The organism is Flavobacterium luteum (genome assembly GCF_008806775.1).
In the GTDB taxonomy this organism is placed as follows: domain Bacteria; phylum Bacteroidota; class Bacteroidia; order Flavobacteriales; family Flavobacteriaceae; genus Flavobacterium; species Flavobacterium luteum.
Genome location: NZ_WAEM01000002.1, coordinates 573,673 through 586,299, shown reverse-complemented (window position 1 = coordinate 586,299; position 12,627 = coordinate 573,673). Strand labels below are relative to the sequence as shown.

General features: G+C 37.0%; 10 protein-coding genes. 7 read left to right on the top strand and 3 right to left on the bottom strand.

The features are described 5' to 3' along the window. Positions 1-16 precede the first annotated feature (16 nt). A complete protein-coding gene (locus F6464_RS06345; RefSeq protein ID WP_151106956.1) occupies positions 17-1,411 on the bottom strand; it encodes a CotH kinase family protein in 1,395 nt (464 codons plus the stop codon). A 559-nt stretch (positions 1,412-1,970) separates the two neighbouring features. Between F6464_RS06345 and F6464_RS06340 the strand changes: the two genes are divergently transcribed. From F6464_RS06340 to F6464_RS06310, 7 genes are all read left to right on the top strand, one after another. After that, positions 1,971-3,428, top strand: a complete 1,458-nt coding sequence (locus tag F6464_RS06340; protein ID WP_151106955.1) for an NCS1 family nucleobase:cation symporter-1 — start codon at positions 1,971-1,973, stop codon at positions 3,426-3,428. A 39-nt stretch (positions 3,429-3,467) separates the two neighbouring features. Further along, the gene (gene hydA, locus F6464_RS06335; protein WP_151106954.1) at positions 3,468-4,850 is read left to right on the top strand and encodes a dihydropyrimidinase; all 1,383 of its coding nucleotides are present in this window, start codon (positions 3,468-3,470) and stop codon (positions 4,848-4,850) included. 155 nt (positions 4,851-5,005) lie between these two features. Continuing rightward, positions 5,006-5,872 (top strand): nitrilase-related carbon-nitrogen hydrolase, encoded by an 867-nt coding sequence (locus tag F6464_RS06330; protein WP_191963330.1) that lies wholly within the window; start codon positions 5,006-5,008, stop codon positions 5,870-5,872. Positions 5,873-6,049: 177 nt separating this feature from the next. Beyond that, entirely contained in the window at positions 6,050-6,469 is a 420-nt protein-coding gene (locus F6464_RS06325) for a GxxExxY protein (protein WP_151106953.1), read from the top strand. Between the two features lie 107 nt (positions 6,470-6,576). After that, entirely contained in the window at positions 6,577-7,962 is a 1,386-nt protein-coding gene (locus tag F6464_RS06320; RefSeq protein WP_151106952.1) for an NAD(P)-dependent oxidoreductase, read from the top strand. Positions 7,963-8,004: 42 nt separating this feature from the next. Next, the gene (gene preA, locus F6464_RS06315; protein WP_151106951.1) at positions 8,005-9,273 is read left to right on the top strand and encodes an NAD-dependent dihydropyrimidine dehydrogenase subunit PreA; all 1,269 of its coding nucleotides are present in this window, start codon (positions 8,005-8,007) and stop codon (positions 9,271-9,273) included. 87 nt (positions 9,274-9,360) lie between these two features. Beyond that, positions 9,361-10,596, top strand: a complete 1,236-nt coding sequence (locus tag F6464_RS06310; protein WP_151106950.1) for a M20 family metallo-hydrolase — start codon at positions 9,361-9,363, stop codon at positions 10,594-10,596. Between the two features lie 88 nt (positions 10,597-10,684). Here the strand turns inward: F6464_RS06310 and F6464_RS06305 are convergent, their stop codons facing one another. Together F6464_RS06305 and F6464_RS06300 are read right to left on the bottom strand one after the other, a co-directional pair. Then, on the bottom strand, positions 10,685-11,632 hold the full coding sequence (locus F6464_RS06305) for a transglutaminase family protein (RefSeq protein WP_151106949.1): 948 nt from the start codon (positions 11,630-11,632) through the stop codon (positions 10,685-10,687). 4 nt (positions 11,633-11,636) lie between these two features. Then, the gene (locus F6464_RS06300; protein ID WP_151106948.1) at positions 11,637-12,590 is read right to left on the bottom strand and encodes an alpha-E domain-containing protein; all 954 of its coding nucleotides are present in this window, start codon (positions 12,588-12,590) and stop codon (positions 11,637-11,639) included. Positions 12,591-12,627: the final 37 nt, after the last annotated feature.

Genomic DNA, 12,627 nt, shown 5'->3' with positions numbered 1-12,627 from the left:
TTGAAAACCCTTTGTTTTACCAAGCAATACTTGCCACTCGGCTCAAGAAATAATTGGCAGGGCCGTTGCTTCCGCCTTGGTTGTTGCCTGTGGTAAGGCGGTAATTGGGTTGGTTGCCCCAAGAAGCGGGTTTGTCCTCAATGCTCATGTCTTCGCCGGTGTCGTTAGGGACATAAGGTGCCATTTTGTTTTGCCAAACCTGTATGCGCTTCATGCTTTTTTCGGCAGTAAAAAGGTCGTTTTTGGGGTTTGCCAGTTCTTTTATGTAGCTTTTATACAAGTTTTGGTATTGCGTAATGGCAAGGATTTTATTTATTAGGGGGCGTTTACTAGAGCTTCCCCATTTCAGCGGGTCTTGAGTACCTGCGTTTTCTATGATTTGAGACGTGCCTAAGGAATTGTCATAATCTATAGGAATGAAGTACACTTTGCCATTGGGTGCAAAATACAAATAAAAGTTGTTGCCGTTGATCCAATAGTCGTCCCACATGCCCAGCATAACATTAGTAGCATAGGTTTTTAGAAAGAGCGGGACATCCATTTTTTGGGCAATCCAAGTTTGAAAAGCAGCACCTGTTTTGGTGTTGAGGTCGGTGATGAATTGAATGAGTTCGGCTTGAGCAGCAGGAAGTTCGTCTTTTCGGGTTTTTAAATCGTAGGCATAATAGACCGATAGTGCGGGATCTATATTTACATCTTCCACGCCTATACTTTGAGTAGAGGAAGTTTGTAGGGAAGCATTTGTGCCACCGCTATAACCGCCTTTCCATAAAAATCCAGTTCCTGAACCCCATTGGTCTTTTCGTTTCTCCAGAAAATCCTCGTCTACGTTTTCTACCATGGCATACACTCCGAAATAAGCAGGTTTAGCATCGCCCTTTATGGCAACGGTTACTCTACCGTAGGAAGCTCTTGGGGCATTCCAGCAACCATAACGGGTAAAGAGGTCATAGCTGTATATTTCGCGGCAATAAGTAGCATCGTCCTTAAACCATTTTAGGTTCATTTTGTTGAGTCCTTTGAATCGTTGGTCTACTTTGTATTTAGAAAAGTCGAGGGCAAAATGCGCATGGTTCCAATCGGGATTGGTTGGATTGTGCAATTCTCCGAAATTCCCTTCTGGACGGCGTCGGCTCGTGTTGCCTCGCAATCGGAGTCCGATACTGTCTAAGGCTATTGTAGTTCCGTTTACGTCAAAAGTAAATTTAGAGACTACTTTTTTCTCATTATTAGGATTTAAATCAAAATTGGTGAGGAGTTTATTCCAATTTTTTGTATTGAATTCTAAAGTTATTTCAGGAATGTCATTGAGATTGAAAAGCGCTGGTTTTTTATCGGGCGTGGTATAGTTTTCAAGGATTCCACAGCTGGATAAGAAAAGTATAACAAACAGCGGAAGTAGCTTTTTCATATGGTGTATTTTTATCAAAGATAGAATTTTTAAGATTAAGAGAGAAAGTAGGATTTGTATATTTGAAATCGCCTATTTTTAGCACTCTTTTTTGAAGTGACTTGTATTGCGAACCGTTTTTAATTAAATTTTTCTTGTTCTCGATACGATTTTCTGAAGAAAATCACTCGAACTGACGAAAAATTATAATTAAAAGCACCTATTTACAGCACTATTTTTTGAAGTGACTTGTATTGCGAACCGTTTTTAATTAAATTTTTCTTGTTCTCGATACGATTTTCTGAAGAAAATCACTCGAACTGACGAAAAATTATAATTAAAAGCACCTATTTATAGTTTTCTTTTTTGGCGAAGCTAATGAACTATTTGTCAATAAAACTTGCTTATATCGAAATTATTATTACATTTATGAAATATTTTTGTAAAATAATTATATAATTAATGAAAATGATGCCAATTCAGGATTTCAATTCCCTTGATTTTACCCAAGAAGAAGCCTTGCAAATTGTGGTTTTGGTACTAGAAAAGAGCCTTTTTTTGGATTAAATTGTTATAACTTTTGACAGATACACATTTAAATACAACGGATTCATCGTTATATAGTAAAGACTTGGCTCCCATTGCGGAGTCTAACAGAACGTGGAATACTTGGAACTATGCCGCTTTGTGGATTAGTATGAGTCTTTGCATTCCTACCTATATGTTATCGAGTTCTTTAATAGAAGGGGGCATGAATTGGTGGCAAGCCATATTGACCATTTTTTTAGGCAATACCATTGTATTAATTCCTATGTTGTTAAACGGTCACGCCGGAGCGAAATACGGTATTCCTTTTCCGGTTTTTGCCAGAGCGAGTTTTGGGACTAAAGGGGCAAATATACCCGCTTTACTTAGAGCTATTGTGGCTTGCGGCTGGTTTGGGATTCAAACCTGGATAGGCGGATTTGCTCTTTACCAAATGATGCGTTTGTGGATTCCGGCATTAGAAACGTTGCCTCAAATTTTCCCAGATTCTTTTGGCTTGCAAACAGGACCGGCCATTTGCTTTATCTTGTTTTGGTTGCTTAATATGTATGTGGTGTATTTAGGCGTTGATAGCATTAGAAAGTTATTGGTTTTTAAAGCTTTTTTCCTGCCAATTGCGGCATTAGCACTTTTAGCTTGGGCATTAGTAGCGGCTCATGGTTTGGGACCCATTTTAGCAACGCCATCAAAATTTACAAATACCACTGATTTCTTTCACTTCTTTTTTCCTGCATTAACAGGAATGGTAGGATTTTGGGCAACCTTATCGTTAAACATTCCAGATTTTACGCGCTATGCGACGTCTCAAAAAGCACAAATACGGGGGCAAATTTATGGATTGCCAACTTCGATGACTCTATTTGCTTTTGTGGGAGTTGTAGTGACTTCGGCAACTACTATTGTTTTTGGAACCACGATTTGGGATCCAGTGATACTCGCAGGTAAGTTTGACAGTAAATTGCTGGTAAGTTTGGCCATGATAGCTGTTGCCATATCTACATTGGCTACCAATATTGCGGCTAATATTGTAAGTCCGGCCAATGATTTTGCTCATTTTGCTCCTTCTAAAATCGATTTTAGAAAAGGGGGGTATATTACGGGTGTAATAGGTATTCTGATATTTCCTTGGAAATTGATAGCTGACCCAACAGGATATATTTTCACCTGGTTGGTAGGATATTCGAGTTTGTTAGGGCCCGTTGGAGGCATTATGATTGTTGATTACTATTTCATCAGAAAACAAACATTACTTTTAAATGACTTGTATGATACGAAAGGAATCTATAACTTTACTAACGGTTTCAATAGAAACGCTATTTATGCCTTATTGATAGGGATTTTGCCAAACATTCCAGGATTTTTAACAACAATTAAAGTAGTAGATTCGACTGTGTTTCCAGAATGGATTTCAGGATTGTATCATTATGCTTGGTTTGTAGGGTTTGGGATTAGTGGTTTGGTGTATTGGTTGTTGATGAAGAAAAATAATTGATTTTGATTGTAAAAACTTTCAAATTTTAAAATAATAAATATGAGTATTTTAATTAAAAACGGAAGAATAATAACAGCTGCGGATGATTACCAAGCAGACATTTTTATTGAAGGCGAGACTATTTCGGCTATTGGAAAAAATCTAAATGTTCAAGCCGATCAAATCATTGATGCCTCAGGTAAGTTAGTCATTCCAGGTGGAATTGACCCTCATGTGCATTTAGAAATGCCATTTATGGGGACTTACAGTAGCGATAACTATGAAACGGGAACTCGTGCGGCCTTGTTTGGAGGTACCACAACCGTAATTGATTTTATTCTTCAAACACAAGGAAAAAGTTTACAATCGGCATTGGATGAATGGAAAGGAAGAAGCACGAACAATGCTGTTGGCGACTATAGTTTTCATATGGCCGTAACCGATTTTAATGAAAATACCAGAAAAGAAATACAACATATAGTAGAAGTGGAAGGCATCACTTCTTTTAAAACATTTATGGCTTACAAAGGAGCCTTAATGATTAATGACAGCCAAATGGTTGGGCTCATGGAAGAAGTTAAAAAGCATGGCGGACTAATAAATGTTCATGCCACGAATGGTGACATGATTGACTATTTAATAGCCAAGCACAAAGCCGAAGGCAAGTTAGAACCTTTATATCACTACCTATCACAACCCGAAGTTACCGAGGCAGAAGCCAGCGGTCGATTTGCCGATATGGCGAATTATACAGGTTGCCCTGGGTATATTGTGCATTTAACGTGCGAAGGGGCGCTAAACGCCGTACGGAACGCTACCAAACGAAACCAAAATGTTTTTGTAGAAACGTGTATACAGTATTTGGTTTTAGATGCAAGTTTGTATGAACAAAATTTTGAGGGAGCAAAATGGGTGATGAGTCCACCGCTTCGGGAGAAGAAAGATCAAGAAACGCTATGGGCGGGATTAAACCAAGGAACTGTGAAAGTCGTAGCTACTGATCATTGTCCGTTTATGTGGGAACAAAAACTAATGGGTAAGGACGATTTTTCTAAAATTCCTAACGGACATCCAGCTATTGAAAACCGTATGGAATTGCTTTTCAGCGAAGGCGTAAACAAAGGGAAAATCACCTTAAATAAATATGTAGAAGTAGCTTGTACCAATGCTGCAAAAATATTTGGAATGTTTCCTAAAAAAGGAACAATCGCCATTGGTAGCGATGCTGATATTGTACTTCTAGATCCTAACGAAAAGCATATCGTTTCAGCCAAAACGCACCACATGAATGTTGATTATAGCGGTTATGAAGGTTGGGAACTAACCGGTAAAGTAAAAACGGTTTTGTTGAGAGGGAAAGTGGTTATAGACAATAACGAATGTAAAGTTTCTAAAGGATACGGGCAGTTTATAAAACGAAAAAAAGTACAAGGGAAAATATAATTTTTTGAACCACATAGAGACATAGATTTATTTTGAAACGAATTGAGAAGCTTTGCTTTTTATAGTGTAAAATAGACTATGTGAAAAAGAACTGTCTATAACTTTCTTTTTTATGTCACTATGGGGTAAATGAAAATTGATAAAATGTAAAAAGTATGGCAAGAATAGTAAAATCAGGGCTTATTCAATTGAGTTTGGCCAAAACAGAAGGCGAAGGCACGATTGCAGAAATCATGGAGGCGATGGTGCAAAAGCACATTCCTTACATTGAAGAAGCGGGTAGGCAAGGTGTTCAAATTTTGTGTTTTCAGGAGATATTCAATACTCCTTATTTTTGCCCAGGACAAGACAGCGCTTGGTATGCGTCAGCAGAATCGGTTCCGGGGCCTACGACGGAGCGCATGCAAGTCTATGCCAAGAAATACGACATGGTTATAGTGGTTCCCGTTTACGAAAAAGATCAAGCAGGTGTTTTATACAATACCGCGGCTGTTATAGATGCCGATGGAACGTATTTAGGCAAATACAGAAAAAACCATATTCCGCAAACAGGAGGTTTTTGGGAGAAATTTTTCTTTAAACCCGGTAATTTAGGGTATCCTGTTTTTCAAACCAAATATGCTAAAGTAGGCGTTTACATTTGTTACGACCGACATTTTCCTGATGGCGCAAGGTGTTTAGGATTAAACGGAGCTGAAATTGTTTACAATCCGTCAGCGACAACCGTTGGGCAATCGCAAAACTTATGGAAGCTAGAGCAACCCGCACATGCCGTGGCAAATGGTTATTTTATGGGATGCATCAATAGAGTTGGAATAGAAAAACCTTGGAATTTAGGGCGTTTTTACGGAACTTCCTATTTTGTAAATCCATTAGGGGAAATCTTTGCTTGTGCATCTGAAGATAAGGATGAATTACTAGTAGCTGAATTTGACTTCGATTTGATTGAAGAAATCAGAAGCAAATGGCAATTTTATCGTGATAGAAGACCAGAAACCTATGGGGCAATTACGACGCTATAGTATTTTAAGTATGTTGTCTTTTTTTTGAACCACATAGAGACATAGGAATAGTTTTGAGTAGAAGGTGGAGATAGAAAAATTAATTTTTTCACATAGGGTTGGTGGTGATGAGATGTGAGAGGGAATTGGAGGTTGAATGGGTAAAGGTTTTTAAACCACATAGAAACATAGATTTTTATGGAGAAGATTACGCAAAAGTATTTAGATGAATTGACTTATGAAATTATTGGTTCAGCTATTGAAGTTCATAAAATAATGGGGAGAGGGTTGCTAGAAAGTGTCTATCATCAGTGTCTTAAAGAAGAATTAATACATAGAAAAATAAATTTTTTATCAGAGATGAAAATACCTGTACTCTATAAAGATAAAGAGTTAGAATTGGATTTCAGATGTGATTTATTTGTTGAAAACGTAATTATTGTTGAATTAAAATCGGTATTTGAAATACATCCTATGTTTGAAGCCAAGCTTCTTAACTATATGAATCTTATGAAATCTCCTAAAGGAATTTTAATCAATTTTAATTGTTATAACATTTTTAAAGAAGGCCAGAAAACTTTTGTAAATGAGTATTTTAAAAAATTACCAAAAGAATAATTCTATGTTTCTATGTGGTTTAAATCATTTTGAAACAAGTAGGATGCATAAATATCATTAAATAGAATAATTAATAACTTTTACTATTATCAAAAAAAATAAATAATATGAGTATAAAGAACAATCGATTAACCACCGCAGAATACGAAGAAAATTTTACAGATATTCATCCACCTTTCGAAACTCCAGACGCCGCATTGGTTGAAGCCAACCGCTGTTTGTTTTGTTACGATCCGCCCTGTATGAAGTCATGTCCAACGTCTATCAACGTTCCAAAATTCATTAAGCAAATCGCTACTGAAAATCTTAAAGGTTCAGCACATACCATTTTCTCTTCCAATATTATGGGGGCAGGATGTAGTAAAGTGTGTCCCGTTGAAAAATTATGTGAGGGTGCTTGTGTGTATAATTTAATGCATGAAACGCCTATTCATATTGCCAAATTGCAACGCTATTCTACCGAAAAAGCGATGGACAATAATTGGCAGTTATTTGAAAGAAAACCCTCTACAGGGAAACGAGTTGCTATAATTGGAGCAGGCCCAGCAGGATTGAGTTGTGCACACACTTTGAGTAGAGAAGGTATTGATGTTACCATTTATGAAAAAGAAAGCAAAGGAGGAGGATTAATGACCTACGGAATTGCCGCCTATAAAGTCACCCCTGAATTTTGCGAAGATGAGGTAAATTACATTACTTCGATAGGAGGTATTGACATTAAATACAATCAAGAATTAGGTAAAAATGTTACCGTTGAAGAATTAAAACGCAATTATGATGCTGTATATTTAGCATTTGGTGTTGGTTTAGCGCGTCAATTAGATATTGCTGGCGAACATTTAGAAGGTGTTGAAGATGCTATCAAATTCATTTACGAATTACGAAACAACGATTATTCTAAAATTGCAGTTGGTGATAAAGTGGCCGTAATTGGAATGGGAATGACGGCTATTGATGCAGCAACCCAAGCGAAAAGATTGGGCGCTTCTGATGTGACCTTAGTTTATAGAAGAACTCAAGACGAAATGCCGTGTACGGAGCATGAGTTGAATATTGCTAAATTAGATGGTTGTAAAATCATTTGGTTAGCAGCGCCAAAAGAAATCAAAGGCGATAACGGAAAAGTGTCGCAATTGGTTTGCGATGTAATGAAATTGGGAGATCCTGATGAAAGCGGTAGAAGAAGCCCAGTAGTTTCAGGAGAGACATTTACATTAGAGGTAGATATGGTGATTAAAGCAGCTGGACAAATGCCATTTGAAACGTTAGTTAAAAATAATTCTTTTGAAAATAATAAAGGAAAGGTTGCAGTTACTGACAAAGCATTAACCAATCAAGAAGGTGTTTTTGCAGGTGGCGATTGTGTTAACGGAGGTAGAGAAGTAGTCGATGCGGTTCAAGCAGGAAAAGACGGAGCGGCAGCGATTGTAAAATACCTCTTTGGACAAGATTATATTTTAGATTGCGAATTAAAACCAACTTTCAACAATTAAAAAAGTCAACTTCCGAATTTCTCGGAACTAAATACAATTATTATGGCAGATATATCAACAGATTTTTTAGGCATAAAATCACCGAATCCTTTTTGGCTAGCCAGTGCACCACCAACAGACAAATTTATAAACGTTGTTCGTGCTTTTGAAGCAGGTTGGGGCGGTGTAGTATGGAAAACATTAGGGTCGCAAGTAAAAAATGTTTCCTCTCGTTATTCCTCAGTGAATTATGGAGGCAAACGCATGATGGGATTCAATAATATCGAATTAATTAGTGATCGACCACTAGACATCAATTTGAAAGAAATTTTAGAAGTCGTTAAAATGTTTCCTGACAGAGCGATGATCGTTTCTTTAATGGCCGATAACGACCGTAAATCGTGGCATGATTTGATTATGAAGTGTGAAGATGCAGGAGCAATGGGTTTTGAATTGAACTTTGGTTGTCCGCATGGAATGACCGAAAGAGGAATGGGAGCAGCCGTAGGTCAAGATCCAGAAATCGCTAAAATGGTGGTAGAATGGGTTATGGAAAAAGCGACCATCCCAGTAATTACAAAACTAACACCCAATGTACACTCGGTTGTTCCCACAGCAAGAGCTGCAGTCGAAGGCGGAACAAATGCATTGAGTTTAATTAACACCATTCAAAGTGTAACAGGAGTCGATTTAGACACTTTAGTTCCGAATCCTTATGTGGCTGGTAAAAGTGTTTTTGGAGGGTATTGTGGTCCAGCTGTGAAACCAATAGCCTTAAAAATGTTAACTACCGTTGCTCAAGACCCAGTAGCTTCAAGAGTTCCGGTTTCTGGAATTGGAGGAGTAAGCACTTGGAAAGACGCTGTTGAGTTCATGTTATTAGGGGCTACTTCTGTTCAAGTATGTACTGCTGCTATGACCCATGGGTTTCGAATTGTGGAGGACATGTGCGAAGGACTGAATAACTGGATGGACGAAAAAGGCTATGAAAAAACTACTGACTTTATTGGAAAATCAGTTGAAAAAATAACACATTGGGAAGATTTGGACATCAATTTCCATCATATAGCCAAAATCAATCAAGACAAATGTATTCATTGTGGGTTGTGTTATATTGCTTGCGAAGATACATCGCATCAATCTATTAATGTAGAAAGAGGCAATCCGTACAACAATTATACGATTAAAGAAGAAGAATGTGTGGGTTGTAATTTGTGTAAGTTAGTATGTCCTGTTGATGAATGTATCACAATGGAAGAGCATCGTGTTGCACCGGAATATGTAAACTGGAAAGATTGGCAAGCACAAGGGTTGCCGTTGAACGATCATTAAAATAAAGAAAAATAGAAACAAGAATCAAGAGCAAAGAATTTATTTACGATTCTTTAGTCTTGATTTTTGATTTTTAATCTAGATACTATGAAAATAAATTCTCAAAGACTACAAGATCATTTTGAAGCCATGAGCCTAATAGGTAAAATAGGCGAAACGGGCACTTGTAGACCAGCACACACTGAATTAGAAAAACAAGGTTTTGAACTTGCTGCTTCTTGGATGAAAGCTGCAGGAATGACTACTCACATCGATAATTTTGGAAATTTAATAGGAAGACTCGAAGGCAAAAATCCAGATTTACCCGTTTTAATGATGGGGTCGCATCTCGATTCTCAACCCTATGGAGGACGATTTGACGGAGTAGCTGGAGTATTATGCGCTATAGAAGTCGTTGCAACTTTAACCGAAAATAATATTGTTCCCGAACGTCCTATTGAAGTGATTTCCTTTGCTGATGAAGAAGGCTGGCGTTTCAATAAAGGATTGTTTGGTTCAAGAGGTATTTTAGGCAAACTAGAAGAAGGCGAATTGCAACGTGCCGACAAAGATGGCATTACTCGCGAACAAGCCCTAAAGGATTTTGGTTGTGATGTAACTCAATTTAAAGCATCAGAATACAAAGAAGGAAGTATTTTTTGCTTTTTGGAATTGCATATTGAGCAAGGGCCGGTTTTGGATTTAGCCCATAAACCAATTGGAGTGGTTTCAGGAATTTCCGGACCCATTTGGTGGACCGTTAAACTGAAAGGAATGGCGGGTCATACGGGTTCTGTGCCTATGCCTATTCGTAAAGATGCTTTAGTAGGCGCTGCCGAAATTATTGTTGCCGTAAACGAAATAGCCAATCAAATTCCAGGTGCGCCAACTGTTGGTTCTGTCGGGACTATAAATGTTTTTCCAGCTTCGCGAAATATTATACCCGAAGAAGTGGTGTTTACTATCGATTTGAGAGATATTGATTTGGATAGAAGAAACCGTTATGAAAAACAATTGCGTGACCGCATCGAGGCTATTACTCAAAAACATCAATTAACCTATTCCATCTCAGAAGATACTAAAAGCGACCCTCGCTATTGTGCTGATTGGATTAAGGAAATCATTCATAATGAATGTAAAGCTCTAGAATTGGATGCACCAGAGTTAATGAGTGGGCCTTTTCATGATGCTTTGGCATTATCCTATGCCTGCGATTACGGAATGATATTTGTGCGATGTAAAGATGGCATTAGTCATAATCCGTTGGAGTATTCTTCGAATGAGGATTTGGCTTTGGGTGCTAATGTGATGTTGGGAACGGTAATTCAGATATTGAAAAAGTAAAAAAGAAAATATCCATTAATTGGATATTATAGCAACAAAAAAGACTGTCAGAACTGGCAGTCTTTTTGATTTTATAAGTATTCGTTTTTTATTGCTGTTGCTGATGCACGTGTTCTATATAATCCAACTCTTTTTGTTTTTCTAAAGAGATTTCTTGTAATTGTACTTCGTTTACTTCCTCAAATTGTCTTCCATCCTCATATTCAACAGAAACGGATACAGATAATTTTTGCTTGGCTAAGCCTTTAAAAGTGCCTTTAACGGGAGTACAATCGGTAAAATTTCTTCCTACTGAAAGTTTGATATGGTTGTCCATAGTCCAAATATTATTGGTAGGATCTATCCCTAACCAGCCTTGTGTAGGGGTATAAATTTCCACCCAAGCATGCGTAGCGCCTTCACCTCTAAGACCACTTTTGTTGGGGCAAACATACCCGCTTACATACCGAGACGGAATTCCTGCAGTGCGTAATAATTGTAATAATACGAGAGCAAAATCTTGACAAACTCCTTTTTTGTGTTGCAAAACTTCATCAAGAGTTGTCTCTATATTGGTTATGCCTTTTGTGTATGAGAAATTAGAATATACATATTGGTTGCATAATCTTGCAATTTCAATTACCGGTTTGTCTTGGTGTTTTATTTTATTGAGAATGGCAATAATTTTATTTTGCTTTTCTATAGCCTCAGGGTAACTCAATCTTAAAAGCTCAATACTTTTTTCTTTTTCAACTTCCAAGTCTTGAATAGTTGTAGTATCTATTTCAGGAATTTTTAACGAATGATTTACCCGAACAATCATGCGAGATTCTATAGCCATTTCCGAATGTACTTCTAGATTGTTGAAATTACCAACCCTATTGCCATAACGGTCTTGAGAGATGTCTACATTGGGATTGTTAGTGATGTTGAGTTCAAATTTAAGTACGTCCTGATTCTCAAAATTATAGGGAAACAAGCGAATTTCATTAATGCTCTCTTTTATAGGCCAATTGTATTGGTATTTCGTGCTGTGAACTATTTTAAAAACCGCCATTTGTTTAGGTATAAGAGAAAAATAATTTAGAAAAATCGGTCGAAAATTGAATTAACTGTGCTTTCGTATTGGTGAGTAATTCTTCTAGTTGCTGATTGGTTAAGTGATGGTAATCTGTAAATTCTACATAGCTTTTAAGTCTCCCAAATTGATTTTGCAATTTTCTTGCTTCGCTCAAATTGTTGTCTTTAAATAGGCTTTCAAGATATTTATCAATATATTCTAAAGTATACGTAACAGAGTGAGCAAAATCTCTATTAAAAATAACTTGCTGAACAATTTTGCGATTGTGTGGTATGTTGCTATAGCTTTTTAAATACAATTCATAACCGGATAACGACAACAGTAGTCTTCTCCAATACAATAAATCTTCGTCGCCATCTAAATTGTAATTGATGGTTTTATAATACGCTTGAGTTAAAGAAATGGTTTGCAAACATCTTTCAATGTGCTTGCCTATGCTTGAGAACCACCAGCCCAATCCTCGAGGCATCGTAACATGAAGAATTCCGTTATAGAGTAAAAGATCTTTATTGAGTTTTGTAATAATATTTAGGGCATCGTTAGTCTCTAATTTTTTTGGTAACTCCGGAGAATTCATAAAATGATACAAAGAATTTATGTGCTCCCATAATTCTTTGGTAATTTTATCTTGAGAACCTCTAGCATTTTCGCGTGCTTTGATTACTAAATTTTTAACTGAATTGTAATTTTGATTGTCGCAAATAATATACTTTAAAACATAACTTGTGTCATATTGTGATCTGTTTATTTGTTCTTTAGTCAAGTCAGTATAATATTCTAATAAAGGCTTGTATCCTTGAGAGTCATTCATTTCCTTATCAAAAGATAAGATATAGAAAGTGTTTAAGGTAAGCAACATTCCATCGGTTCTTTCCATGTAGCGACTCAACCAAAACATTCCGTCCGCCACCCTGCTGAGCATATTTACTTTCATTTCAATTTTTTTAAAAGTTCAGAATTAGTCTTTTTTT

Bases quoted from the DNA above. Each gene is read 5' to 3' on its own strand.
- F6464_RS06345 (WP_151106956.1), bottom strand. From the start codon at position 1,411: ATGAAAAAGCTACTTCCGCTGTTTGTTATACTTTTCTTATCCAGCTGT.
- hydA (WP_151106954.1), top strand. From the start codon at position 3,468: ATGAGTATTTTAATTAAAAACGGAAGAATAATAACAGCTGCGGATGAT.
- F6464_RS06330 (WP_191963330.1), top strand. From the start codon at position 5,006: ATGGCAAGAATAGTAAAATCAGGGCTTATTCAATTGAGTTTGGCCAAA.
- F6464_RS06325 (WP_151106953.1), top strand. From the start codon at position 6,050: ATGGAGAAGATTACGCAAAAGTATTTAGATGAATTGACTTATGAAATT.
- F6464_RS06320 (WP_151106952.1), top strand. From the start codon at position 6,577: ATGAGTATAAAGAACAATCGATTAACCACCGCAGAATACGAAGAAAAT.
- preA (WP_151106951.1), top strand. From the start codon at position 8,005: ATGGCAGATATATCAACAGATTTTTTAGGCATAAAATCACCGAATCCT.
- F6464_RS06310 (WP_151106950.1), top strand. From the start codon at position 9,361: ATGAAAATAAATTCTCAAAGACTACAAGATCATTTTGAAGCCATGAGC.
- F6464_RS06305 (WP_151106949.1), bottom strand. From the start codon at position 11,632: ATGGCGGTTTTTAAAATAGTTCACAGCACGAAATACCAATACAATTGG.
- F6464_RS06300 (WP_151106948.1), bottom strand. From the start codon at position 12,590: ATGAAAGTAAATATGCTCAGCAGGGTGGCGGACGGAATGTTTTGGTTG.